The organism is Neobacillus rhizosphaerae (genome assembly GCF_937468385.1).
GTDB lineage: Bacteria > Bacillota > Bacilli > Bacillales > Cytobacillaceae > Neobacillus > Neobacillus rhizosphaerae.
This window is the reverse complement of the sequence record NZ_CALBWS010000002.1, coordinates 135,582-159,909: the sequence shown is the minus strand read 5'-3', so window position 1 is coordinate 159,909 and position 24,328 is coordinate 135,582. Positions and strand designations below refer to the sequence as shown.

Here is a 24,328-nt window from a genome sequence, read left to right as displayed (position 1 = left end):
ACGCTTGAAAATTCTTGAGATGCATATATACGGCTACGGTCAATTAGAGAATGTTAAAATTACGAATCTAGCAGATTTTCAAGTTTTCTATGGCGAAAATGAAGCTGGCAAGTCCACGATCATGGCCTTTATCCACGGTATTCTATTTGGTTTTCCTACAAAGCAACAATCAGAGCTTCGCTACGAGCCAAAGCATAGTACAAAATACGGCGGCAAAATCAGAATTTATCATGAAGAGCTCGGATTTGCTGTCATTGAACGTGTCAAAGGAAAAGCAGCAGGCGATGTTAAGGTAGTCACTGATACTGGGATAATTGGCGGCGAGGAGTTTCTTAAAGATCTTGTAGCAAACTTTGATAAAAGCCTATTTCAAGCGGTTTTTTCTTTTAATATACATGGTCTTCAGAACATACATCAAATGAAGGGCGAAGATATTGGGAAATTCTTATTTTCTGCGGGAACCCTGGGTACCGAACAGTTATCAAAAGCTGAATCTACTCTGCAGAAAGAGTTAGATATCCGCTTTAAGCCTTCAGGCAAGAAACCAATCTTGAATGAAAAATTACAGGAACTTCATGAACTAAATGGAGAATTGAAAAAAGCAGCAGCAAAAAATAAAGAATATGAAAATCTGCTAGAAAAGAAAGAGTTCATGCAGCAGCAAATGGCAGCGATAAACGGCAAGATTCAGGAAGTCGGCGAAAAGGTCGGAAAATTAAATGAATGGAAGAGAATAGAATCTATCGTCAGAGAAGAAAAATGGACAAAGAAAGAGCTTAACGAGCTAGGAGAAATCGAGTTCCCAGTACGCGGGATTGAAAGAATCGAAAAAATAAATCAGCTCATCCACCCCTACAATGCCGAGATAATAAGTATATCCGAAAGACAAGAAAATTTGAAAAAAGAATTGGCTGATCTCCAGCCGGATTTGTCTTACCTTGAAAACGAGCCCACTATCCTAACATTGCTTGATCAAGTTCCGATTATTGAACAATTGAAGTTGGAGAAGCAGCAAAGTGAAACAAAACTAGAAGAGTATGAGGATAAGCTTTCCATTACAAGGGAGAAGCTTCATTTGCCTTTAAATGAGGAAGACATCTTTGCCATCAATACAAATATTTATATGAAAAAACAGGTAGAAATAGTTTCTCGAAAAAAACAAAAGCTAGAAGAAGTAAAGGAAGAGTTAGAGGAATGTTATCAAGAAGAAAAAAATAGGTTGGAAGAAATAGAAAAAGATGTCCGATTGGCTGAGAGCCAAGTTCTTACTAAACAGGAAAGGTTACTGCTCGAGGAGCAGATGAGTCATGGAAATGATAAGAAAAGCCTTGGATGGGAATTAACGGCCTTACAAGACAAAATAGAATTCTATCAGCAGACAAATGAGCGGGAAAAAGCATCAAATGAAAGAAGTAAACAGCAGAAAAAACTCCAGTTTTTTCTCTTTGAGTTGATCTTATTCGGGCTAACATTGTATGGCTTGTTTACAATGGATTGGGCCCTGGTGTGTCTAGGTGTGCTAGGCTGTATTGTCATTGCTATTTTTATGATGAAAAGCTCAAAGAAATTTACAGAAGAAGAGATGGATCAAACACTTTATGGTTTAAGAGAAAAGGAAAAACAGTTAAAACAAAAACTCCAATCAGCAGAATATTTGGATATTACAAAACTCGAGGATCAATTAGTTCTTGATAATCGACGACGAGAAGAACTGCAAATGTTAAAAATGAAGCTAAAACAACAGCAATCTCAATATGAAAAGGCAATTTCAAAATTTGAAGAATGGGAATTAGAATCAGCTCAAAATAAAGAAAAGCTCTTGTCCATAAGCAGTGAACTAAAGATACCCGAATATATTGCTGCTTCTTTTTTAGATGAAGCTTTTGAGTTAATTGAGCAATATAAATCTATTTGCAGAGAGAAAAAACAATTGCAGATAAGACTAGAGCTAATAAATCAACAGCAGATCCAAATAGTGGAAGGTTTTAAATCTTATGAGAATCATTTTTTACAAGAAAAAGGCTTAGATTTACATAACTCAGCCTATCTTCTTCGAAAAAAGCTTAAGGAAGAGCATGAAAAGCAAATAAAGAGTCAAGAGAGGACGGGAAAGCTTGCTGAACTTGAAGCGGATTTGAAGCAAAAATCTCAGGAGTTAAAGATTTTACAAGCGGAGTATAATAGGCTCCTAATTGCTGCAAATGTAGAAACAGAGCAGAAATATTATGAACTTGGTGCAAGAGCTGAAAAACAAGAAAGGCTCCTTGAAAGACTCGAAAATCTCAAAAGTCAGCTGCAGTACTCGATTCTCACTATTCAGGAAAGGGAAAGCTATTTACCAATTCATAAAAGTGATGAATTAATTACCGAATGTAACCAAGAAGCACAGTATCTGCAATCAGAATTAAAAAAGCTTCAAGAGGAAGATGCTTTAATAAAGTATGAGATCCAAATTCTCGAAGATGGTGGCATGTATTCAGATATCCTCCATCACTACAAACAGAAAAAATTTGAGCTAGAAGAGGCAGCAAAAGAGTGGTCTATTTATTGCTTGGCTCAAGAGTTCCTGTCACAAACGATTGAAAAGTACAAAAATGTTCATTTACCAAGGATGCTCGCCAAAGCCGAAGAATACTTGGGCTTTCTTACAACGGGTAGTTATCGAAAGATTCACCTTCAAAAGTCAGGTTCTGGATTCCTTGTTGAACGTGAGGATCATACTCTTTTTGAAGCAAATGAACTAAGCCAAGCAACGACGGAACAATTATATGTATCGATTCGGTTGGCTTTGGCGACAACGCTTTATGAAAAATATCATTTTCCCATTATCATCGATGATAGCTTTGTTAATTTTGATGCTGGAAGAACGGAAAAGGTTATTGAGCTTCTCAATCAGCTCGAACGAAATCAAATTTTGTTTTTCACTTGTCATCGTCATTTACTTCCTCTTTTTCCAAAGGAAAATATTCTAAGTTTAGCAAAAGGTGCTGTTGAGATTATTTCATAGACAACACAAGCAAATAATTTTGACTTTGAGAATTGTCCAGCTCCACCGCTAAACGGGCGCTTACGCTTTTCTGTGGATATGGTATACTTCTATTAGTGGGAAGGAGCGGTGAAATTAGCTATGAATAAAGGAATATTGCATTATGATGTTGGGGAACAAATTGAATTATTTCTTTTAATAAAAAGTTCCACAAAAGGGATTGCGAGCAATGGCAAGCCGTTTTTGACGTTAATTCTCCAAGACCAAAGTGGGGAAATCGAAGCAAAGCTTTGGGATGCTCAAGAAGAAGACGAAAAGAACTACGCAGCCCAGAACATTGTGAAAATAATTGGTGATGTACAAAATTATCGTGGAAAAAGTCAGCTCAAAATTCGCCAGATACGAAAAACCGGGCCTTCTGATGGTGTGAAGCTGGATGATTTTCTTGAGACGGCTCCATTAAGTCAGGAAGAGATGGTCAGCAAGCTGACCCAGTATATTTTTGAGATGAAGAATCCAAACATTCAAAGGATTACTCGTCATTTAATTAAAAAGCATCAAAAGGACTTTTTGGAATTTCCCGCAGCAACTAAAAATCATCATGAATTTGTTTCCGGTCTTGCATTTCACGTGGTAAGCATGCTTGATTTAGCAAAGGCGATTGCTTCATTATATCCTAGCCTTGATAAGGACTTGCTGTATGCCGGTGTTATTTTACATGATATGGGGAAGGTAATGGAATTATCGGGCCCGATTTCAACGGTCTATACGATTGAAGGGAATTTACTTGGGCATATTACCATTATGATTAACGAAATCGGAAAAGCAGCTGAAGAGCTGGGGATAACTGGCGAAGAAGTCTTGATTCTCCAGCACCTAGTCCTTAGCCATCATGGCAAAGCTGAATGGGGAAGTCCAAAGCCGCCATTAATTAAAGAAGCAGAGATGCTTCATTATATTGATAACCTTGATGCCAAAATGAATATGCTCGACCGGGCTTTAGAGAGAGTTAAACCTGGTGAATTTTCTGAGCGTATATTTGCCTTGGATAACCGCTCGTTTTATAAGCCTGTTTTTCATAAATAACCCTAATGGGTTATTTTTTTTGATATGAAATGAATATTTTAGGATAAATCGAATAAGTTGTAATTAAAAGTGGACAACCACTAGGAAGGGAGCAATAGAAATTGACTATACCTATTTGGATTTATGCTGTCGTGGTTGGAATCGCCGTCAGTGCATTGATGGCAATTAAAACAGGGAAAGAAGAGCGACAATTAGAAATGGCAAATATCGAGGAAGAAGGAGAAATCTATATTAAACGGCTGGAGCGTGAAAAGGAAATACGACGTGAAGGTGCAGAATAAAAAAGGAGGGACTCATATTTGAGTCTCTCCCTATTATTTATACACCAGAATTAATATCATTTTCACTTCTTTATCTTATACGGAACGGGTCCAATCGATACGCCGCAAAACGGGAGCTTCCGCTTTTCTTATTGATGTGCAGCTGCTGTTTCTGGTTTAAGAGCGTCTTTTAAGTCCTTGTCGTTGATTTTTACGTTTGCAGCTTTTAGTTCACGCTGCATTGCTTTATTGATCGAATCGCTTGTTAATTTTGCTGACTTTACTTGATATTCAATTTCTTTCTTCATATCAGCATATGATTTTTTCTCTTTTTTATCTGTTACTTTGATAATATGATAACCGAATGATGTTTTCACTGGTGCACTAATTTCATTGACTTTAAGTGCATAAGCAGCTTTCATAAAATCCTTATCATATTGTTCTTTATTCATGTTATTAATTGTACCTAAATCACCGCCATTTTGTGCAGACGCTGTATCAGTTGAATATTCTTTTGCTACTTCATCAAATTTGGCACCACCATCAAGCTTCTTCTTTACTTCATTTGCGGTTGCTTCATCCTTAACCAGTATATGGGATACCTTTATATCAGGTTGGAAGTTATCATAGTAATCCTTTAATTCTTTTTCAGTGGCCTTTACGTCTTTCAATGCTGCTTTTTCCTGCATCATGCCAAGCTTCATTGTTTTCTTTAAATCCGCTTCGTTTTTATAGCCATATTTGGCTATGGTAGCTTCAAAATTTGCTCCAAGTTCTGCTTTTAACTGATCAATTTTATCATTTAACTCTTTATCAGTCACATTGTACTTTTTGGAAAGAACTTTTTCGAATACTAGCTGTTGAAGGGCTTGGTCTCCATACTTCTCCTTCATTGTGTTGTAAAGCTCTTCTTGAGTAACATTTCCAACCTTGCTTTCGGCCACTTTAGTGGAACCGCTTTGATTACATGCACTTAATGCAAGAACCCCGCCAGCTAATGTAAGGGCTAATATCCATTTTTTCATGATGAATCTCTCCTAAATAGTTAATTTCTTGTGCGTTAATTTGTCCACAACGTTAACTATAACATAAATGGGAACTACTGCAAAAAATAAACTGTGAATGTATAATGAAAATCACTCAAAAACATCTGGGGCTATTCCAAAATTTAACAACAGTCGAAAAGGGAAAACTCAGCGGCTAAATTGCATTAAGAAGTTCCGAATTTTTTGATATAAAATCGGAATAGCTGAAAAATAAGCCAAGTGCCTAATCGAAATGAATACGGTTTGAATAGTATATCGTAGTAAATGAAAAAGGAGGTATTATGTTGAGCGAAGGATATGAAGCTGGTTTTGCTCTAATTATAGTCCTTTTCATCCTACTGATTATTGTTGGGGCATCCTGGATTTATTAATAGGAAATTGTACAATAAGGAAAGGAGGTTGAATATATGTCTGGTGCAGTAGGTTATGGTGGTGGGTTTGCATTAGTCGTGGTTCTCTTCATCTTATTAATTATAGTTGGCGCATCTTTTGTATTTTAATAAAAAAGGCAAACTAAAAGCGATGAGATATACCTCATCGCTTCCATTTTTAGTGGATTGCTTTTTAAATCATAAATCCATTACTTCAATTTTAGCTAAATAGTTGGATTATGTATATAAAATTTCCAGATAAGAAGAGATCAGTAATATAGTGATTAGAACATTAATGGTACGAAACACTTTATGTTGGTTTTCTTCCGGTATTTCTTTTTGAATACAAAGAGAATTGGTCATTTTATTTACATAAAACAAGATAAAAATAGCAAAGACAATAAAAACGGAGATCATCACCGATTCCCTCCCTGTTGTTCGGGTTATGCTTTATACAATATCAAATATTATGAAAAAAAGATAGTAATAAAGGATGGAAGAATCTTAGAATTAGTAAGTCATCATGATCGATAAATTAGAGCAAGACATTAAATATTTATTTTACATCTGTTTAATAAGGGTTTACCCATGTCTCTAAAAGGTTAATAATGTACATAGGGTAATGTGAAAAGAGGGTAATATATGATTGAACATGAATTGCTTTTAGATAGAATTAAACTTCTTGAATATCACCAGAGGCTGATAATAAAGTTGCTTAACAATCCAAAACTCGAATTTTATAAGCTTATTATTGAAAACGGCATAACCGAGCTAGAAACTGAGAAGTTCTTAACTAAATGTGACGAATTGAGCATGAAATTAGAAGAACAAAAAGCGGAAGGTTATGTATACTTTCATCCGCTTTTCAATGAATTGTCTGCGTCCTTACCAGCAAGCCTGACGGTCAAAGAAGTAATTAAGGCGTGCATAATCCAAGATCTTTATGAGCCGCTATTTCAAGAGTTAGGAAAATACGAGAAAAAGCTTTAAGCAAGTTCTTGTTCGGCTTTTACAGCTTTTTTTAGTTTCCCATTTTCCTCAACAAGCTCACTTTCAATATTATGGAATGACAGCTCGAAGATTTCCATAAAATCGTCGCCATAAATGTTGCGGACAATCGCCATCATTTCAATTATATCAGGAAATTTACCATACAATTCTCGAAGTGGCATTGCACCGGAAAATACAGCATTTCCGTTTGGTTCATAAGATTCCAGTAACTGAAGTAAAATATCTTCACCTTTTTCAGTAAGTTGGATATACGTATTGCGTTTGTCATTTTCTTTCTTTGAAAATTTCAATAAACCCCTTTCTTCTAACTTTTTTGAAAAATTAAACGCTGTTGAGACATGCATAACTCCAAATTTCGCCACATCCGAGATAGAAGCACCATTCAAATGATAGGCAATCCACAGAATATGATGTTCATTAATATTTAAATCAAAAGGCTTTATCCATTGCTGCCAGTCTTTCTCAATTGATTTCCATAAGGCTTTACTTAATTGTGCAATTCTTTGACTAAAGAGCAAAGCTTCCTTCATTGAATATTGTTTTTCTGTCATCCCCATTTTCACCTACTTTTTATTTCTCTATTATCATTATGCCAATAAAATAAAAATTAATAAAGAGATAAATTCACAAAATTTTTAGAAATCAGTAAAAATTACTATTGAAATTTATAATTTTTTGACATCTTACGCTTTAAATTGCTTATTCCTCCTTAATTCATTAGGATATTTATTATATTTTAATTTCTTCTTCCGTTTTTGAACAGTTTCTTTCAATCCCGAGTACTTTTTATATTAGTAAATCACTGTGAGTAAAAGATACCTTGTTCATAGGAATGGACGGTAAAACATATATATAATTACAACGGTTGTTCGAATCTTTGAATCTAGTGGGAGGATAAAAATGAAGAGTATAACTGTGATGTTTTTTATCTTAAGTGCGACTCTCTTTTTGGTTACATGTAAATATATTTTTGACCTAAAAAGACCCGGTGTTTATCCACCCAAACAAGTTTTAAAGAAGAGAGTTGCAGCTTTAGCGGGTGGCGGAGGGATATGCTTACTAATTGCTTTCATACTGTCCTTTTTTTAATAGAATCAACTTATTTGAAGTTAAGAAAAGAACCCAGGGGGTTCTTTTCTTAAAAAGGATCCCGTACATTATTTTTGAATGACGGAAGGTGATGTAAATTTAGTTCTTTTAAAAATGGATTGAGCTATTGGGTACAAAATAACCATAATTACGGTATTAAGAGCGATAGCGGGTAAAACACCTGCTGCAAATAGTGCGGCGAAGGGACCAGGTAAACCAACAAGGAAATAGGCTGCGATTAAAAAGACAGAACCTGAAACTAATGTTCCTACGGCTGTTAATACACCAGCACAAACAATCGGGTTGATGTATTTTTTTAGAGTTAAAAACAAACCGAAAAAGATTAAAGCAGTCACAGGCTTATCAATGATATTCGGAATTGTTCCACCAGGAAACCCGGTTGTTAAGCCTGACAATACTCCAGTCACAATGGCTAAAAGCATAACACTTTTAATTTCTGGAATAAGAATAATCCCTAAAAACATCATTGCTAACATCATGTCTGGCTTAATGGTAAGGAATGCTGGCATTACTGTGTGCAGAACTACCCCAATCCCCACTAATAGTGATAAAATTACAAGGTTTTTTGTATTCATTTCTCATCTCTCCTCTGCTCTTCTAAGCGATTTAGTTCCTCCTGCAGTGCGCTCATGCCTGCAGCGAAAAACTTACAATCATTATAACATATTAATATTATTTTAATAAAGATATAATTTTCAGATAATTTATTGTTATCGAAGAATTATAGCTGCTTATTAATATTAGCTGCCATTTCTTGCAGTAAATGTGGTGAATAATCACTTTGGTTATTTTTCCAAACCGCTCCAAATCCATCGCCATTGCCATACCGTGGAATCAAATGCAAATGGAAATGGAAGACTGACTGTCCTGCTTTTTCCCCGTTATTATTGATTGTGTTTAATCCGACAGGTTCGAATTCCTTTTTTAAAGCATTGGCAATAGTAGGTATTACTTCAAATACATTTCTCGCAATTTCAGGAGTTAATTCAAATAAATTCTCCTTATGTATCTTGGGGATAACAAGGGTATGTCCTTTGGTCACCTGACTGATATCTAAAAAGGCTAAGACATGCTCGTTTTCAAAAACTTTTGCTGCAGGTATTTCTCCGTTAACAATTTTACAAAAAATACAATCACTCATTTGATACACAACCCCTTCTAGAAATGTTTGTATTATTTTACCACACATCTCGAAAATGTTGTAAAAAAGAAAAAGGCAGGATCCGCATGGAATCCTGCCCTCTCGAAGGGGAAATGCTTCAAAAGGTATGATTAATTAGGAGTGTTCTTTGATAAACACCTCATTTTTCAAAGAGTGTTTTTTAAAAAGAGACATCATTGTTCAAGCTGACCATCCCCTATTAAAGTTTTTATATGTTTCCCAACTTATAAAAACGGGTAGCGATCTGCGGTAAACACCTCATTTTTTGTTTATTTTTTAGGATAAACAGTTGGTGTTATTTGAACTCAAAATGGTTAGCATGCACATTGTACAAAACAACCATCCCCTTATCTGAAACGATTGGAAGCTCACTTGTTTGAAAAGAAATTGTCTTTAACAGACACCTCATTTCAAGTTTTGATGAATTTCTTCATCGAAGTAAGTTGTTTCCCCTTCGAATATTATGATGTCCGCTAGTGAAAGAAATATACAAAAAGTATCGAAAAAGTGAATTCCTATTTTTATCGTCCACAATTTGATAAAATGAAAATCATAATCATGTTACGGAAGGACGTTGCAAATGTCTTTATTATCAATTGAAAATCTTGTTGGGGGTTATACAAGGAATCCTGTTTTAAAGGATGTTTCCTTTGAAGTTCAGGAGGGTGAGCTGGTCGGACTCATTGGTTTGAATGGGGCGGGGAAAAGTACAACCATTAAACATATTATCGGATTAATGGAGCAGCACCAAGGGGTGATAAAAATAAAGGGGAAATCCTTTATCGAAGACAAAGAAGCCTATCGTAAAATGTTTACGTTTGTTCCGGAAACTCCTGTTTTATATGAGGAACTGACATTGGAAGAGCATTTGCGACTTACCGCTATGGCTTACGGTTTAGATGAGTCCCTTTATAAAGAGCGCGTTACTACCCTGCTATCTGAATTTAGAATGGAAAAACGATTAAAATGGTTCCCGGCACATTTTTCAAAAGGGATGAAACAAAAGGTGATGATTATGTGTGCCTTCCTTGTCCAGCCATCGCTTTATATCGTCGATGAACCGTTTGTTGGCCTTGATCCACTTGGGATTCAATCGCTTCTCGATTTGATGAGAAAAATGAAAGAAAATGGGGCAGGTATTTTAATGTCGACACATATTCTGGCCACGGCGGAAAAATATTGTGACCGTTTTATTATCCTGCATGAGGGGAAAATCCACGCTAAAGGGACAATTGAGGAGTTAAGAGAACAATTTTTAATGCCATCAGCATCATTAGATGATTTGTATATTCAATTGACGAAGGAAGAAAATTATGTTTGATGATAACAAACTTTGGAAGGACCGGGCAGGCGGTCGTGTAAAGGATTTAGGGAGATATTTACGATACATATTTAATGGCCATCTTGTCATTGTGTTGTTATTTCTAATTGGAACTGCAGCCTTTTATTATCAAAAATGGCTTGTAACTCTCTCAACAGGTTTTCCAGCAGAAATCGTTATCGCGATTCTTATCGGGGTATTATTAACATACAGTCCTATTTATAACTTTCTGCTTGAAGCAGATCAGGTATTTTTAATCCCGTTGGAAAATAAATTAAAGAGATATTTCCTTCGTTCTGGTGTAATAAGTCTGGCTTTTCAAGGGTATATTCTATTGATGGTTCTAGCGGTACTAATGCCAATGTATGCCCATATTAATAGCAGTGGTTTTCGTTTATTTTTCCCCTTTCTGCTTGTCTTGTTAATCGTTAAATCCTGGAATATGGCTGCTAGTTGGAGAATCCACTATTTTGTCCAGCCCTCAGTTTACCGCTGGGACATGGTCGTACGTTATTTCATTAATGTAACGTTTACGTATCTACTATTTAAACAAGCAAACCTTCTCATCCTGCTGTTAATCGTTGTAGTGATGGCGTTTTATTATCGTTCATTTTTTGTTCGAACTAGAAAAATGGGTCTTAAATGGGATTTGTTAATTGGTGGGGAAGAGAAACGAATGGCTTCCTTTTATCGCCTTGCAAACATGTTTACTGATGTGCCTCAATTAAAGGCTACTGTCAAAAGACGAAAATGGCTTGACATTTTTATTAATCAGATGGCCTTTTCTCAGGACAAGACCTATCTTTATTTGTTTTCGAGAGCATTTTTGCGCTCTTCTGATTATCTAGGACTCTTTATCCGGTTAACTCTCATTGGGATATTTGGTATATATTTTATATCCTTTGGTTTGGGTCAAATCTTGCTTAGCGTTTTATTTTTATATTTGACCGGGTTTCAACTGTTACCGCTTTGGAATCATCACCAAAACAAGCTTTGGATTGACTTATATCCCGTTGCCCCAAAGTTTAAAATTTCTGCATTCCATTTACTATTAATATTAATTTTATTAATTCAAACTGTTATATTTGCCTTGTTTATCCTTATTAAAGGCGAAATGGTCATTGCGCTGCTTGCATTAGTGGCAGGTGCTTTGTTTAGCTATTTATTCGTATATCTATACAGCAAAAATCGGTTAAAGGTATAGTAGAAAATCTCCTTTCAGGTCGAAGGGAGATTTTTTTGAAACATTGGCCGAGTCCAAGCGTGTAATTAAGCATAGATTATTGAGAAAGGTGGGGCACAATGAATGAATATGAATTAAAGGTTTACGAGGAAGTAGTGGATTGGAAACGGAAACTAACGAGACGTTCGGGAATGATGAATCGATTATCGAAAAAAGCACAAGGGAAAATAAATGAATGGATTCCTGAGAAGGTTCATGCGGTGATGACGGAGAGTATTAAAGCGATGGTAAAAGCCACATTGTTCGGTTCCCAGGCTACTACAAATAAAGATCAGGCTCGTGGATTAACGCTTGCAGAAAGAGATGAATTGGCGCGCAAAAAAATTTCTACCTATCAGAAAACAGCAGTGGTCGAGGGAGCAGGTACAGGAGCAGGGGGAATTTTACTTGGTCTAGCTGACTTTCCGTTACTGCTTTCGATTAAGATGAAATTTCTGTTTGAAGCAGCATCCGTTTACGGTTTCGATACTAAGGATTATGGAGAACGGTTATTTATTCTTCATGTTTTTCAGCTTGCTTTTTCCAGTGATGAAATTCGTCGGAAAACATTATCCGATATTGAAAATTGGGAAAGCCGCAAACAGGTTCTTGTTGAAATGGATTGGCATAAGTTCCAGCAAGAGTACCGGGATTATATTGATTTTGCAAAAATGCTCCAGCTTGTTCCTGGTATTGGTGCGTTTGTGGGTGCCTATGCTAATAATAATCTTTTAAAGCATTTAGGTGAAACGGCAATGAACGCCTATCGCCTAAGATTGCTGCAAAAAGCCCCTGAACAAGACTAACATTCAGGGGTTTTTAAAATTTTAAGAGTGGATTTTTATCGCTGCTGTTCCAAGGGTTTTTGCGGCAATTAGCATCGCCTTTTCATCAATATCAAATTTAGGGTGGTGATGTGGATATCCTCCGGCGTTACCAAGCGGTTTTGCACCGGTGAAGAAAAACGTTCCCGGAACATTTTGTAAATAAAAAGCGAAATCCTCTCCACCCATATGCATTTTCGTTTCTGTGATTGTTTTTACCTCGGCCACGTGTTTGGCACAGCCAATCAAAAACTCCGTTTCCTTTTCATGATTGACCACTGCTGGGTAACCTCTTACAAAATCATAAATATAGGTACTGTCGGACGAATAACAAGTACCATGGATGACCCTGTCTATTTCTTCCTCAATGAATGTTCGAATTTCTTCATTAAAGGTACGAACGGTCCCTACAAGCTTTGCTTTATCAGCAATCACATTGAAGGCGTTTTGGGCCGTAAAGGAGGCAACCGTGACGACAGCAGCTTCTACGGGATTGACTCTTCGGCTGACGATTTGTTGGAGATTAGCTACTAACTGAGAAGCTGTTACAATCGCATCCTTCGTTTTATGGGGTTCGGCACCGTGTCCCCCTTTTCCTTGGATTTCAATCTCAAATCGGTCTGCCGCTGCCATGATCGGACCTGTCCGATATTGAATGGTTCCGGTTGGTTCACTGGCCCATAAATGAGTGCCAAAAATAACATCGACGCCATCTAAACAACCATCCTTAATCATTGCTGCTGCCCCGCCCGGTGCATATTCTTCCGCGTGTTGATGAATAAAGACATACGTTCCTTTAAGCTGGTCTTTAAGTTCATTTAATGCTTTTGCCAGTAGAAGAAGAGTTGCGGTATGGCCGTCATGCCCACAGGCATGCATGACACCGGGGACTAATGATTTATAGGGAACATCCTTTTCATCTTGGATGGGCAATGCGTCAAAGTCTGCTCGCAATGCAACTGTTTTACCTGGCTTGCTGCCATATACCCTTGCAACAACACCATTGCCACCCACACTACCTCTTACTTCTATATTTAACTTTTCGTAAAAGGATTGGATATATTTTGCCGTTTCATATTCCTGAAAGGATAATTCCGGATGCTGATGCAGGTATCTCCGGATAGAGACCATATCTTCATAAGAAGCTTCTAATTTAGTAAACAACATGTCTAGCATTTGTTATCCTCCAATCCATTTAATTGTTTTTTCAAACTATTTTAACACTTTCTGCTATTAATTTGATTATTTTATGTTTTTATTTTTAAAAGTATGTTAGAACGCTACTGTCATATAAAAAGAGGCCGACACTTTCAGCCTCTCATCATTTATATCAATAACATCGACGCTATCGTGGTTACAAGGAGGCTTATCATAACTGGAACAAGATCTGGTCTTACCAGAGTTGTACGAACGCCTATTCAGTGATCGAATATTTACTTACGTATGAAGCGCTTTCGAAAATTTTTGGCTGCTGGTTTTTCATGAAATCTTTCTTTTGTTGGGCTACAAAAAAAGTCTTGGAATTTTGCCATTTTTGATAAGATAATTCATTGTCCCACACAGTCATGATGACGTATGTATTGGAAGATAAAGGGCGGAGGACTCGGAAAAATTTAAATCCTGACTCATTCTCCACTTTTTTTACGCGATTTTTCATTTGATGTTCAAATACGGGGCGACCTTCTTCTGCCACAGGAATATTTTGTATGACCACAAAGCCCTCTTTTTTAATTTCACCGCTTCCTTCCAGCAATTCATAGCGACGTGGTTCTTTAAATAAGGTTTTCCCTTTTGTTTCATGAAGTAATAACGCTCCATTTTCATTGACCATTGTCACCATTGCTTCACTTGGATAGTTGGTTTCCATCCTTTTTAAAAAATCGAACGTTCCAGCGGTCATATAGACGTTCATATGAAAATTCCCCCTTAATATTTGATTTTCTACTAGTCTATACTAATTATTTTCCAGTATTCTTACAGTTAAATCAAACAAATTTATACCGCTAAAAACGACTTTTTTTTGACAGTTATTATCGTTATCTATACACAAATAGGATTAATAGATATAGTGGAGACAGTCTACATATAACCAGAGTTTTTAAATTTAGGTTTTATATATTAAAATGGAAAACAGACATGTCTTTGAAAGGTGGACTTTATTCATGACAAGACCTATTAATGAAACATTTTTAAAAGCAGCAAGAGGAGAGAAAACAGATCACGTCCCTGTCTGGTATATGCGCCAAGCAGGGCGTTCACAACCTGAGTACAGAGAGATTAAAGAAAAGTATTCATTATTTGAAATCACGCATCAGCCCGAACTTTGCGCTTATGTCACTCGTTTACCTGTTGAACAGTATAACGTTGACGCAGCGATTTTATACAAAGATATTATGACACCTCTTCCAGCCATGGGGATGCATGTTGAAATTAAGGGTGGAATTGGACCGGTTATTGATAATCCAATCCGTTCTCTAGCCGATGTTGAAAAACTAAGTGAAATTCATCCTGAAGAAGATGTTCCCTATGTTTTGGATACAATCAAGTTATTAACTAAAGAGCAATTGTCTGTGCCGCTTATTGGCTTTTCAGGTGCACCCTTTACCCTTGCCAGTTATATGATCGAAGGCGGACCTTCGAAAAATTATAATAAGACAAAGGCCTTCATGTACACAGAGCCAAAAGCATGGTTTGCTTTAATGGATAAACTAGGCGATATGATCATTACATACGTGAAGTCGCAAATAGACGCAGGAGCAAAGGCAATCCAAATTTTTGATTCTTGGGTAGGGGCATTGAATGTTGAGGATTACCGTTATTTCATCAAGCCTGTTATGAATCGAATCTTTACTGCGCTAAAAGAAGAAAATGTTCCGTTAATCATGTTCGGTGTTGGAGCAAGCCATCTTGCATTAGAATGGAATGACCTTCCGCTTGATGTTGTGGGTTTAGACTGGCGCCTGCCGATTCATCAAGCTAGAGCAATGGGCATTCATAAAACGGTTCAAGGTAACCTGGATCCAGCGATTCTTTTAGCTCCTTGGGAAGTCATTGAGGAAAGAGCTAAAGCTATATTAGATCAAGGAATGGCTCAGGATGGCTATATCTTTAATTTAGGTCACGGTGTATTCCCATCCGTTAATCCAGAAACATTGAAAAAATTAGCTTCATTCATTCATGAGTATTCCGCTTCCAAATTAAGTCGTTAAGTTCTCATTCATAAGTGTTTTAATTGGTAAGTAGTCCAATTTTTTGGCACAATAATATGAGTTGCTTTTTATGGGTCATTAGGATAATTAGTAGAGGTACTGATTTGTAGATTAATGGCCCTTTTTTAACTAAAAAGGAAAAGGCAATCAGGAAGAGACTTAAAATGAGGTGCGAAATATGATAAAAAAGAAAATGGGATTGCTAGTAATGGCATACGGTACCCCATATAAATTAGAGGATTTAGAGAGATATTACACGCATATTCGTCATGGCAGAAAGCCAACTCCTGAGATGATTGAAGAGCTTCGTAATCGATATGAAGCGATAGGCGGGATATCTCCTCTAGGAAAAACCACCCTAGAACAGGCAGAAAAGCTTGAAGAATATTTAAATAATATCCAAGATCAAATCGAATTCAAAATGTATTTAGGGTTAAAACACATTGAACCATTTATTGAGGATGCCGTAAAAAAAATGCATGATGACGGTATCAAAGAGGCCGTAAGTATCGTTCTTGCACCGCATTTTTCTACCTTCAGCGTAAAATCGTACAATGGACGAGCTCTAGAGGAAGCAGAAAAGTTGGGCTGCGAATTAAAAATAAGAACGATTGAGAGCTGGTATCAGGAACCCAAATTTATTGGATATTGGGCGGAGAAAGTAAAACAAATCTTCGAACAGATGCCGGAAGAAGAAAAAGATGAGGCTGTACTTATTGTTTCGGCACACAGCTTGCCAGAGAAGATTTTACAATTCCAAGACCCTTATCCAAAACAATTACAGGAAACGGCTGATTTAATTGCCGAACTTGCTGGAATTAAAAATTACCAAATTGGCTGGCAAAGCGCTGGAAACACTCCAGAACCTTGGTTAGGTCCCGATGTTCAGGATTTAACAAGGGATTTATTTAGAGAGCATCATTATAAAGCATTCGTTTATGCACCTGTAGGGTTTGTCTGTGACCACCTTGAAGTGCTATATGATAATGATTTCGAATGTAAAAATGTAACGGATGAAATAGGAGCAAGCTATTATCGTCCAGAAATGCCGAATGCCAAGGAAGAGTTTGTTGAGTGCCTGGCAGCTGTCGTCCTCAAAATGACGATGGAATGAGTTTTTATAAGGAATTAAATGGAAGAAGGTGACGTCCGTGACGGAAGGCAAACAGAAGGTTGTCATTATTGGGGGAGGAATAACTGGGCTCACGTCAGCTTTTTATCTTCAAAAAACTGTTCAAGAGCATTCACTCCCCATCGAAATTGAACTCATCGAAGCATCGCACCGTCTCGGAGGTAAGATGCAAACCGTTGTCCGGGATGGCTACACGATAGAGAGAGGACCAGATTCCTTTTTGGCTCGGAAAACAAGCATGATAAGACTGGCAAAGGAAGTCGGAATGGATGATAAATTAGTTCCTAATTCCACGGGTAAATCGTATGTTCTCGTTAACGAGCAACTTCACTCAATGCCCGGTGGTTCGATCATGGGAATTCCAACGGAGATAAGACCATTTTTGACAACAGGTCTTTTTTCCATTCCCGGTAAACTAAGAGCTGCGGCTGATTTAATTCTACCTCGGTCAGAAAGTGGAAAAGACCAATCATTAGGTGAGTTTTTTAGAAGAAGACTAGGCGATGAAGTGGTTGAAAATTTAATTGAACCATTATTATCAGGTATTTATGCTGGAGATATTGATCAATTAAGCCTAATGTCCACTTTCCCACAATTTTATGAGGTTGAACAGAAATACCGAAGCCTGATCATAGGCATGAAAAAATCTAGTCCTTCCAAACCAAAAAAAGTCGATCAAAAGGAAAAAACAAATGGGGGTTTCTTAACCTTCAAAACCGGGCTTCAATCATTTGCTGAAGCGATTGAAGCAAAACTGGATCCTAAGTCTATATTAAAGGGACACCGAGTTGAAAAAATTACAAAGGTAAATCAAAAATATGAAATTTACCTTAATAATGGGGAAACGGTAAAGGCAGATTCTATTATTGCTGCCACCCCTCACAAAGTAACGCAAATGATGTTTTCAGAATATCGTTTTTTTGATCCTTTTAAAACAGTTCCGTCAACCTCCGTTGCAACTGTAGCTTTAGCCTTTCCTCAGGAAGCAATAAAGAAGGATATAGACGGAACGGGATTTGTTGTTTCAAGAAACAGCGATTATTCCATCACTGCTTGCACTTGGACACATAAAAAATGGGCTCATTCTACTCCAAAAGGAAAAGTATTGCTCCGTTGCTATGTAGGTCGAGCAGGTGATGAGACAATTGTCGACCTTTCTGATGATCAAATCATCAAGATTGTGCTTGATGACTTAAAGAAAACCATGGATATAACGATGAATCCAGAATTCTCGATTGTTTCCCGTTGGAATAATTCTATGCCGCAATATACGGTAGGGCACAAACAGCGGCTAGCAGCTATTCTGGAACAAGTAAATACGGAGTTACCAGGGGTATTCTTAGCAGGTTCCTCATACGGTGGTGTTGGTGTTCCTGATTGCATTGATCAAGGAGAGGACGCCGTCCAATCTGTGTTAAAGTTTTTAAAATTGAATGATTTATCTAAGGAAGCTGTTCATTAATGTCAGCTTCTTTTTTTAATAAATAAGAGAATTAAAAATTCGATTTTGAGAAATTGTCAACCTCCGTGGGTTTTCCGCTTTTTTTTACTTGCCATCAAATAAAATTAGATGTATACTCTTAAAGTATTAACTGACCGAAATGTTCAAATGGTCATTATTGGGCGTTTTAAGTCTAGATAAATGGTTTTTAATTGGATTGTCCCTCAAGATAATCCTTATTTTTAGAAGATAAATGACCAAATGAACAAAACGGTCAATAATTAAAAAGGAGGCAAATGAGGTGAAAAACATCTTGTTAAAAGAAGAGCTATTTACGATTTTCAAAAATAAAAAAGTGCTGATTCCCATCATCGCCGTTATGTTTGTCCCTGTTTTGTATGCTGGAATGTTTTTATGGGCTTTCTGGGATCCATATGACAAGCTTGACGAACTGCCGGTTGCGGTCATTAATAATGATGCGGGTGCAACACTTGATGGGATTAAGCTAAAGCTAGGTGATGATTTAGTTTCTAACTTAAAGGAAAGTAAAGATTTTGGTTTTGAATTTGTAAACAAGAATGAAGGCTATAAAAAATTAAAAGACCAAAAATATTACATGGCCATCGAAATTCCAAAAGATTTTTCCAAAAATGCAACCACATTATTGGATGAGAAGCCGAAAAAATTGGAACTGATCTATACACCAAACGAAAGCTTTAACTTCCTTTCAGCGCAAATCGGCGGCTCGGCTGCAGAGAAAATCAAAACGGCTGTTGCTGAAAAAGTAACCGAGACGTACGCTGAAACGATGTTTAACAAAATTACCGAGGTTGCTGATGGGGTGGTTAAAGCAAGTGATGGTGCTGGGCAATTAAGTGATGGTTCCGTTGAATTAAATAAGGGTACTGAGGATTTAAAGGAAGGTCTTACAACCCTTGCTGAAAAATCCATAGAATTTAACAATGGGATGAAATCAGCAGATGCCGGTTCTAACAAGCTAGCGGCAGGCTCAAACGAATTATCAAATGGTCTTAACACCTTAGCTGGAAAATCTGTTGAATTTAACAACGGGATGAAATCAGCAAAAGCTAACATGCCTAAGTTAATAGCTGGAACGAATCAGGTAGCAGCCGGTGCAGAACAATTAAAAACTGAGCTGCCAACTGGAGTAGCAGAAGGAATTCAAAAAGAATTAGCTGGCAGTGTCGGGGAGCTTAATAAAGGGATTGACCAGTTTGAAACGCAGTTAACGAAGTCTCTGGCCTCACAAATTGCAGACCAAACAATTGCAGAGCAAACAGCAAAAATGAAGAAGCTTTCTGACGCATTAATAGCTAAAGGGGTTTCTCCACAGCTTGTAAATGCAATTATGACAGCAGAACCGGTACCATCGAAGGATGTGGTGCAAGCTGGCATCGAAGCAAAGCTTACTCCTGGAATTGATGCAGGCTTTAAACAATTTAAAACAGGCGTTAATGAAAAATTAATAAATGCAACAAATGGTTTAGACCAAAAGATTAAGAGTCAAACAGATCCATATTTTAATCAATTATTAGCAGGTATTGATCAAATCAATAGCGGTCAAAAAGAACTTCAATCCGGAATCGACGCTTTGTCGGCGGGTTCCGCTGGGATTACATCTGGAGCTGGTAAATTGGCTGATGGATCAAATGAATTAAAGAATGGTGCTTCTGATCTTACAAATGGAATGAATCAATTAACAGCAGGTTCAGTAGCGATTACTTCTGGTGCTGGGCAATTAGCTGATGGCTCTGGGCAACTAAAAGACGGAACATCCAAGCTTTCCGACGGTGCCAAGGAATTAGCTGATAAGCTTGCAGATGGGGCAAAAGATGCTTCAAAAGTTCATTCAGATGAAAAAACTTACAATATGATGGCTGATCCAGTAAAACTCGAAAATGAAAAAATTAATCATGTACCAAACTATGGAACCGGATTTGCACCATATTTCCTTTCACTAGGCTTGTTTGTCGGTGCACTGCTCTTATCGATTGTCTTCCCGCTCCGTGATACTGCGGTTGTGCCTTCAAGTGGATTTAACTGGTTTCTTAGTAAGTTTTCCATTATGGCCGCTGTTGGGATTGTCCAAGCCATAGTGGCAGACATTATTCTCCTTGCATGGTTAGGGCTGGATGTACAAAGTATTCCGATGTTTATTTTGTTTTCGGTGATCACAAGTTTAACGTTTGTTGCGTTAATTCAGCTCCTTGTTTCGATATTTGCTGATGCAGGACGTTTTCTTGCGATTATCATTTTAATCTTCCAATTAACAACAAGTGCTGGAACCTTCCCACTTGAATTAATACCAAACTTCTTACAGCATTTTAATGCATTCTTGCCGATGACTTATTCTGTTCAAGGCTTTAAGGCAGTTATTTCGAGTGGTGACTTTAGCTTCATGTGGCAAAATTTCATGATTCTATTTACTTTCTTACTTGTATTTGCCCTTGGAACAATAGCGTATTTTACAATGAAACATAAACATCAATATAAACAACAAAATAATATTTTAGTTAATGAATAAGTTTATTACCAGCCGTCTTGATTTCGGCTGGTTTTTTTCATCTTTTTTATTGAATCATGAAAAGATAGCAATTTTTGCGTATATTAGGAATAGATGTTTAAAAATTTTGGAGGTATTTACATGAAACTAACTGTTATAGGATTTTGGGGTGGTTATCCGAAGCAGAATGCGGCAAGTTCTGGCTATTTACTTGAGCATGAAGGATTTCAATTATTAATCGATTGTGGGAGTGGTGTTCTTTCTAAGTTGCAAACTATCATCCAACCTGAAGAACTGGATGCAGTGATTATCTCTCACTATCATCCCGATCATATTGCCGATATTGGTGTCCTGCAGCATTCAAGATTAATTCAAGGATTGTTAGGAAAGGAATTCCCTACACTACCACTTTATAGCCATGAATATGACCAACATGAATTTACTAAATTAACTTATAAAACTATCACAAAAGGGATCGCTTATGATACCAATAGCATTTTATCTGTAGGTCCTTTTCAAGTAACATTTCTCAAAACAGACCATCCTGTCCCCTGCTATGCAATGAGAATCGAAGTAGGAGGTAAAACGATTGTTTACACTGCTGACGGCTCCTTTAAAGAAGAATTAATAGAATTTAGTAAAGAGGCTGATATTTTATTATGTGAATGCAATTTTTACGGACATCAAAACGGCAAGTCGGCAGGTCATATGAATAGTATTGAGGCAGGACGGCTAGCGAAAATTGCCGTTGTAAAACAGTTGATTCTTACCCATCTGCCTCATTACGGAAATCTATCTGATTTAATCAGTGAGGCATCCAGTGAATTTACTGGTATAATTAAGCTTGCAGATGAATTTCAACCTATTTCACTATAAGAAGGGAAAGAATCGTATGTTATTTATCGATAATAAAGGCATTACCGATCCGCGCATGAATCTTGCAATCGAAGAGTATGCATTGAAAAATCTTGATATTAATGAAACATATTTATTATTTTACATAAATGAGCCTTCGATTATCATTGGAAAAAACCAAAACACGATTGAAGAAATTAATACAGAGTATGTAGAGGCTAATGGGATTCACGTTGTTCGCAGGTTGTCTGGTGGAGGAGCGGTATACCATGACCTTGGCAATTTGAACTTTAGTTTTATTACGAAAGATGATGGGGAAAGCTTTCATAATTTCCGCAAATTCACTGAACCGGTCATTGCAGCACTGAAAAAATTAGGTGTCAATGCAGAACTCAGTGGCAGGAATGATATCGAGGTAGAGGGAAGGAAAATTTCCGGAAATGCGCAATTTTCAACAAAGGGACGAATGTTCAGCCATGGTACCCTGCTGTTAAATTCTGAAATGGATCATGTTGTATCAGCCTTGAAGGTCAAGAAGGATAAAATCGAGTCAAAAGGAATTAAATCAGTCCGCAGTCGAGTTGCTAATATTTCTGAGTTTCTAACCGAGAAAATAACAATCGAGGAATTCCGGTCGCTGATTCTTAAATACATTTTTGAAGGTCAGGAAGAAATTCCAGAATATGTGCTAACAGAAGACGATTGGGAAAAGATTCAAGAGCTATCAAAAGAGCGTTATCAAAATTGGGAATGGAACTACGGAAAATCGCCGAAATTCAATCTACGGCACACCCACCGTTTCCCAGTTGGTTCTATTGATGTCTGCTTAGAGGTTAACAAAGGATTGATTGAAAACTGTAAAATATTCGGTGATTTTTTTGGTGTAGGCGATGTTAGTGAACTTGAGAATAAGTTGACAAATACTCGTTATGAAAAAAGTGAGCTGGAAGCAACACTTAAGGATATTGACACAACTTATTATTTCGGAAATATTTCAAAAGAAGAATTGATTAACTTAATTTACTAAGAAGCAACCAAAGCGCGATGATAAAAATCATCGTGTTTTTTGTTATATCGCTTGAATACTTAAGATTCTAGCAATATAATATATTTAGAAAATTTTTACGAATCAGTGAATGAATATTCATTCACTAGGGGAGGGGAATTATGAATCTATCAGAACAGTTCCATGAAACAGCGAAGAAATTTGCTGAAAAACCAGCGTATTATTTTATGGGTCAGTCAAGTACGTATGCAGAATTGGATGGGGCGATTTCAAAATTTGCTTCAGGTCTTGAAAAGTTAGGGATCAAACAAGGGGATCATGTTGCCTTATTGCTAGGGAACTCGCCACATTTTGTAATTAGCTTATATGGGGCACTGCGGCTAGGGGTAACCGCCATTCCCATTAATCCGATTTATACAGCAGATGAAATTGGCTATATTCTAAATAATGGTGACGTTAAAGCGGTCGTAGCACTTGACTTAGCGATTCCATTAGTTGAAAAAATGCACGCCTTCCTGCCGAAAATTGAGCATTATGTTTTTTGTGAAACGAAGCCAAATAGCATCGTACAAGCAGAAATTGAAAATCTTACGGTCTACCCAAAAATGAAATCGTTTTCAGAAGTAGTTTCTTTAGGAGAGTTACCTTTCCATGGTCCTAAGCTGCAGGAGGATGATACAGCCATTATCCTCTATACCTCTGGAACAACGGGAAAACCAAAGGGTGCGATGTTAACTCATAAGAATTTATACAGTAATGCCAAGGATGTCGGCGTATATTTAAAAATGAATAATGATGACAGAGTCGTTACGGCTTTGCCGATGTTCCACGTTTTTTGCTTAACAGTTTCCTTAAATGCACCGTTAGTATCTGGAGCAACCATGTTAATTATACCTAAATTTAGTCCAAAGGAAATTTTTGCGCTAATAAAAGAATATGAGGCTACTGTTTTTGCCGGCGTTCCAACCATGTATAATTTTCTCTATCAATTTCCAGAAGGAAATCCTGATGATCTGAAATCCTTGCGGTTATGCATTTCAGGAGGGGCATCACTTCCGGTTGCCTTATTAAAGAACTTTGAACAAAAATTTAATGTCATGATTTCCGAAGGATACGGGTTATCTGAAGCATCACCTGTTACATGCTTTAACCCGCTCGACCGTCCGCGCAAACCCGGTTCAATCGGAACCTCAATTCTAAATGTTGAAAACAAAATCGTTAATGAACTTGGTGAGGTAGTCCCGGTTGGGGAGGCGGGCGAACTTATCGTCCGCGGCCCGAACGTTATGAAGGGTTATTATAATATGCCTGAAGAATCCGCGGCAGCTATCCGGGATGGATGGCTTTATACTGGTGATATCGCTAAAATGGATGAAGAGGAATATTTCTATATTGTTGATCGAAAAAAAGATTTAATCATCGTTGGTGGTTACAACGTTTATCCGCGTGAAGTGGAAGAAGTTATCTACGAACATCCGGATGTTGTAGAAGTGGCCGTTGTTGGTGTTCCAGACCCTAACCAAGGAGAGGCCGTAAGTGCTTATGTAGTCAGTAAAAACCCTGAACTAAACAAGGAGCAATTGCTTGAATATTGTAAAGAGCACTTAGCTAAATATAAAGTTCCATCATCGATTGAGTTTATAGAAGAGCTTCCAAAGAATACTACTGGGAAAATTTTAAGACGTGCCTTAAAGGCTCAAGTAACTCAAACAGTTGGGAAGTAATAAGAAGAGCCCAGGGCGCCCGCTTATCGGCCCCTGGA

Annotated in this window: 24 protein-coding genes; 17 read left to right on the top strand and 7 right to left on the bottom strand. The window is 37.2% G+C overall.

The genetic code is table 11. The features are described from left to right. The first annotated feature begins 4 nt into the window (after positions 1 to 4). From M5A78_RS03525 to M5A78_RS03515, 3 genes are all read left to right on the top strand, one after another. Positions 5 to 3,007, top strand: coding sequence for an ATP-binding protein (locus M5A78_RS03525; protein WP_248733904.1), 3,003 nt, complete (start codon positions 5 to 7; stop codon positions 3,005 to 3,007). Between the two features lie 120 nt (positions 3,008 to 3,127). Further along, positions 3,128 to 4,072 carry a 3'-5' exoribonuclease YhaM gene (gene yhaM, locus M5A78_RS03520; RefSeq protein WP_248733903.1) on the top strand — a complete coding sequence of 315 codons (945 nt, stop codon included), beginning with the start codon at positions 3,128 to 3,130 and terminating at the stop codon, positions 4,070 to 4,072. A gap of 101 nt (positions 4,073 to 4,173) precedes the next feature. Beyond that, complete coding sequence (locus M5A78_RS03515; RefSeq protein WP_248733902.1) at positions 4,174 to 4,353, top strand: sporulation YhaL family protein; 180 nt, start codon at positions 4,174 to 4,176, stop codon at positions 4,351 to 4,353. 128 nt (positions 4,354 to 4,481) lie between these two features. Here M5A78_RS03515 and M5A78_RS03510 read toward each other — a convergent pair whose 3' ends face one another. Further along, positions 4,482 to 5,357: a peptidylprolyl isomerase gene (locus M5A78_RS03510; RefSeq protein WP_248733901.1), complete on the bottom strand. Its 876-nt coding sequence runs from the start codon at positions 5,355 to 5,357 to the stop codon at positions 4,482 to 4,484. Between the two features lie 302 nt (positions 5,358 to 5,659). Between M5A78_RS03510 and M5A78_RS03505 the strand changes: the two genes are divergently transcribed. Beyond that, positions 5,660 to 5,749, top strand: a complete 90-nt coding sequence (locus M5A78_RS03505) for a YjcZ family sporulation protein (protein ID WP_248733900.1) — start codon at positions 5,660 to 5,662, stop codon at positions 5,747 to 5,749. 36 nt (positions 5,750 to 5,785) lie between these two features. Beyond that, complete coding sequence (locus M5A78_RS03500) at positions 5,786 to 5,878, top strand: YjcZ family sporulation protein (protein ID WP_248733899.1); 93 nt, start codon at positions 5,786 to 5,788, stop codon at positions 5,876 to 5,878. 108 nt (positions 5,879 to 5,986) lie between these two features. Here the strand turns inward: M5A78_RS03500 and M5A78_RS03495 are convergent, their stop codons facing one another. Then, a complete protein-coding gene (locus M5A78_RS03495; protein WP_007084261.1) occupies positions 5,987 to 6,166 on the bottom strand; it encodes a hypothetical protein in 180 nt (59 codons plus the stop codon). A 225-nt stretch (positions 6,167 to 6,391) separates the two neighbouring features. On the opposite strand from M5A78_RS03495, the gene M5A78_RS03490 reads away from it, so the two are divergent. Next, positions 6,392 to 6,739, top strand: a complete 348-nt coding sequence (locus tag M5A78_RS03490; protein WP_248733898.1) for a DUF1878 family protein — start codon at positions 6,392 to 6,394, stop codon at positions 6,737 to 6,739. Here M5A78_RS03490 and M5A78_RS03485 read toward each other — a convergent pair. After that, complete coding sequence (locus tag M5A78_RS03485; RefSeq protein ID WP_248733897.1) at positions 6,736 to 7,311, bottom strand: HTH-type transcriptional regulator Hpr; 576 nt, start codon at positions 7,309 to 7,311, stop codon at positions 6,736 to 6,738. The genes M5A78_RS03490 and M5A78_RS03485 overlap by 4 nt on opposite strands. A gap of 349 nt (positions 7,312 to 7,660) precedes the next feature. Between M5A78_RS03485 and M5A78_RS03480 the strand changes: the two genes are divergently transcribed. Further along, a complete protein-coding gene (locus M5A78_RS03480) occupies positions 7,661 to 7,849 on the top strand; it encodes a hypothetical protein (protein ID WP_248733896.1) in 189 nt (62 codons plus the stop codon). A 68-nt stretch (positions 7,850 to 7,917) separates the two neighbouring features. Here M5A78_RS03480 and M5A78_RS03475 read toward each other — a convergent pair whose 3' ends face one another. Both M5A78_RS03475 and M5A78_RS03470 read right to left on the bottom strand, forming a co-directional pair. After that, complete coding sequence (locus M5A78_RS03475; RefSeq protein ID WP_248733895.1) at positions 7,918 to 8,445, bottom strand: tryptophan transporter; 528 nt, start codon at positions 8,443 to 8,445, stop codon at positions 7,918 to 7,920. Between the two features lie 146 nt (positions 8,446 to 8,591). Beyond that, positions 8,592 to 9,011, bottom strand: coding sequence for an HIT family protein (locus M5A78_RS03470; RefSeq protein ID WP_248733894.1), 420 nt, complete (start codon positions 9,009 to 9,011; stop codon positions 8,592 to 8,594). Positions 9,012 to 9,612: 601 nt separating this feature from the next. Here M5A78_RS03470 and M5A78_RS03465 point away from each other — a divergent pair. The 3 genes from M5A78_RS03465 (at position 9,613) to M5A78_RS03455 (ending at position 12,381) form a co-directional block, all read left to right on the top strand. Next, positions 9,613 to 10,353, top strand: coding sequence for an ABC transporter ATP-binding protein (locus M5A78_RS03465; protein ID WP_248733893.1), 741 nt, complete (start codon positions 9,613 to 9,615; stop codon positions 10,351 to 10,353). After that, complete coding sequence (locus tag M5A78_RS03460; protein ID WP_248733892.1) at positions 10,346 to 11,557, top strand: ABC transporter permease; 1,212 nt, start codon at positions 10,346 to 10,348, stop codon at positions 11,555 to 11,557. Before M5A78_RS03465 ends, M5A78_RS03460 begins: the two co-directional genes overlap by 8 nt. 98 nt (positions 11,558 to 11,655) lie before the next feature. Beyond that, complete coding sequence (locus tag M5A78_RS03455) at positions 11,656 to 12,381, top strand: EcsC family protein (RefSeq protein ID WP_248733891.1); 726 nt, start codon at positions 11,656 to 11,658, stop codon at positions 12,379 to 12,381. Between the two features lie 21 nt (positions 12,382 to 12,402). On the opposite strand, the gene M5A78_RS03450 is transcribed toward M5A78_RS03455, so the two are convergent. Further along, positions 12,403 to 13,575 (bottom strand): amidohydrolase, encoded by a 1,173-nt coding sequence (locus M5A78_RS03450; RefSeq protein ID WP_248733890.1) that lies wholly within the window; start codon positions 13,573 to 13,575, stop codon positions 12,403 to 12,405. A gap of 238 nt (positions 13,576 to 13,813) precedes the next feature. Further along, positions 13,814 to 14,311 (bottom strand): antibiotic biosynthesis monooxygenase family protein, encoded by a 498-nt coding sequence (locus tag M5A78_RS03445; protein ID WP_248733889.1) that lies wholly within the window; start codon positions 14,309 to 14,311, stop codon positions 13,814 to 13,816. Positions 14,312 to 14,561: 250 nt separating this feature from the next. Here M5A78_RS03445 and hemE point away from each other — a divergent pair, with 250 nt between their 5' ends. The 7 genes from hemE to M5A78_RS03410 all read left to right on the top strand — a co-directional run bounded on the left by hemE (position 14,562) and on the right by M5A78_RS03410 (position 24,290). Next, positions 14,562 to 15,608, top strand: coding sequence for a uroporphyrinogen decarboxylase (gene hemE / locus M5A78_RS03440; RefSeq protein WP_248733888.1), 1,047 nt, complete (start codon positions 14,562 to 14,564; stop codon positions 15,606 to 15,608). A 178-nt stretch (positions 15,609 to 15,786) separates the two neighbouring features. Continuing rightward, positions 15,787 to 16,722: a ferrochelatase gene (gene hemH, locus M5A78_RS03435; protein ID WP_248733887.1), complete on the top strand. Its 936-nt coding sequence runs from the start codon at positions 15,787 to 15,789 to the stop codon at positions 16,720 to 16,722. Positions 16,723 to 16,759: 37 nt separating this feature from the next. Then, positions 16,760 to 18,202, top strand: a complete 1,443-nt coding sequence (gene hemY, locus M5A78_RS03430) for a protoporphyrinogen oxidase (RefSeq protein WP_248733886.1) — start codon at positions 16,760 to 16,762, stop codon at positions 18,200 to 18,202. Positions 18,203 to 18,482: 280 nt separating this feature from the next. Beyond that, positions 18,483 to 20,726: a YhgE/Pip domain-containing protein gene (locus M5A78_RS03425; RefSeq protein WP_248733885.1), complete on the top strand. Its 2,244-nt coding sequence runs from the start codon at positions 18,483 to 18,485 to the stop codon at positions 20,724 to 20,726. A 120-nt stretch (positions 20,727 to 20,846) separates the two neighbouring features. Further along, entirely contained in the window at positions 20,847 to 21,581 is a 735-nt protein-coding gene (locus M5A78_RS03420) for an MBL fold metallo-hydrolase (RefSeq protein ID WP_248733884.1), read from the top strand. Positions 21,582 to 21,597: 16 nt separating this feature from the next. Next, the gene (locus M5A78_RS03415) at positions 21,598 to 22,587 is read left to right on the top strand and encodes a lipoate--protein ligase (RefSeq protein ID WP_248733883.1); all 990 of its coding nucleotides are present in this window, start codon (positions 21,598 to 21,600) and stop codon (positions 22,585 to 22,587) included. A 140-nt stretch (positions 22,588 to 22,727) separates the two neighbouring features. Next, positions 22,728 to 24,290, top strand: a complete 1,563-nt coding sequence (locus M5A78_RS03410; protein WP_248733882.1) for a fatty acid--CoA ligase family protein — start codon at positions 22,728 to 22,730, stop codon at positions 24,288 to 24,290. Positions 24,291 to 24,328 lie beyond the last annotated feature (38 nt).

Excerpts from the sequence above, each read along its gene's own strand:
- yhaM (WP_248733903.1), top strand. The coding sequence starts at position 3,128 with ATGAATAAAGGAATATTGCATTATGATGTTGGGGAACAAATTGAATTA.
- M5A78_RS03510 (WP_248733901.1), bottom strand. The coding sequence starts at position 5,357 with ATGAAAAAATGGATATTAGCCCTTACATTAGCTGGCGGGGTTCTTGCA.
- M5A78_RS03505 (WP_248733900.1), top strand. The coding sequence starts at position 5,660 with ATGTTGAGCGAAGGATATGAAGCTGGTTTTGCTCTAATTATAGTCCTT.
- M5A78_RS03500 (WP_248733899.1), top strand. The coding sequence starts at position 5,786 with ATGTCTGGTGCAGTAGGTTATGGTGGTGGGTTTGCATTAGTCGTGGTT.
- M5A78_RS03495 (WP_007084261.1), bottom strand. The coding sequence starts at position 6,166 with ATGATCTCCGTTTTTATTGTCTTTGCTATTTTTATCTTGTTTTATGTA.
- M5A78_RS03490 (WP_248733898.1), top strand. The coding sequence starts at position 6,392 with ATGATTGAACATGAATTGCTTTTAGATAGAATTAAACTTCTTGAATAT.
- M5A78_RS03485 (WP_248733897.1), bottom strand. The coding sequence starts at position 7,311 with ATGACAGAAAAACAATATTCAATGAAGGAAGCTTTGCTCTTTAGTCAA.
- M5A78_RS03480 (WP_248733896.1), top strand. The coding sequence starts at position 7,661 with ATGAAGAGTATAACTGTGATGTTTTTTATCTTAAGTGCGACTCTCTTT.
- M5A78_RS03475 (WP_248733895.1), bottom strand. The coding sequence starts at position 8,445 with ATGAATACAAAAAACCTTGTAATTTTATCACTATTAGTGGGGATTGGG.
- M5A78_RS03470 (WP_248733894.1), bottom strand. The coding sequence starts at position 9,011 with ATGAGTGATTGTATTTTTTGTAAAATTGTTAACGGAGAAATACCTGCA.
- M5A78_RS03465 (WP_248733893.1), top strand. The coding sequence starts at position 9,613 with ATGTCTTTATTATCAATTGAAAATCTTGTTGGGGGTTATACAAGGAAT.
- M5A78_RS03460 (WP_248733892.1), top strand. The coding sequence starts at position 10,346 with ATGTTTGATGATAACAAACTTTGGAAGGACCGGGCAGGCGGTCGTGTA.
- M5A78_RS03455 (WP_248733891.1), top strand. The coding sequence starts at position 11,656 with ATGAATGAATATGAATTAAAGGTTTACGAGGAAGTAGTGGATTGGAAA.
- M5A78_RS03450 (WP_248733890.1), bottom strand. The coding sequence starts at position 13,575 with ATGCTAGACATGTTGTTTACTAAATTAGAAGCTTCTTATGAAGATATG.
- M5A78_RS03445 (WP_248733889.1), bottom strand. The coding sequence starts at position 14,311 with ATGAACGTCTATATGACCGCTGGAACGTTCGATTTTTTAAAAAGGATG.
- hemE (WP_248733888.1), top strand. The coding sequence starts at position 14,562 with ATGACAAGACCTATTAATGAAACATTTTTAAAAGCAGCAAGAGGAGAG.
- hemH (WP_248733887.1), top strand. The coding sequence starts at position 15,787 with ATGATAAAAAAGAAAATGGGATTGCTAGTAATGGCATACGGTACCCCA.
- M5A78_RS03420 (WP_248733884.1), top strand. The coding sequence starts at position 20,847 with ATGAAACTAACTGTTATAGGATTTTGGGGTGGTTATCCGAAGCAGAAT.
- M5A78_RS03415 (WP_248733883.1), top strand. The coding sequence starts at position 21,598 with ATGTTATTTATCGATAATAAAGGCATTACCGATCCGCGCATGAATCTT.
- M5A78_RS03410 (WP_248733882.1), top strand. The coding sequence starts at position 22,728 with ATGAATCTATCAGAACAGTTCCATGAAACAGCGAAGAAATTTGCTGAA.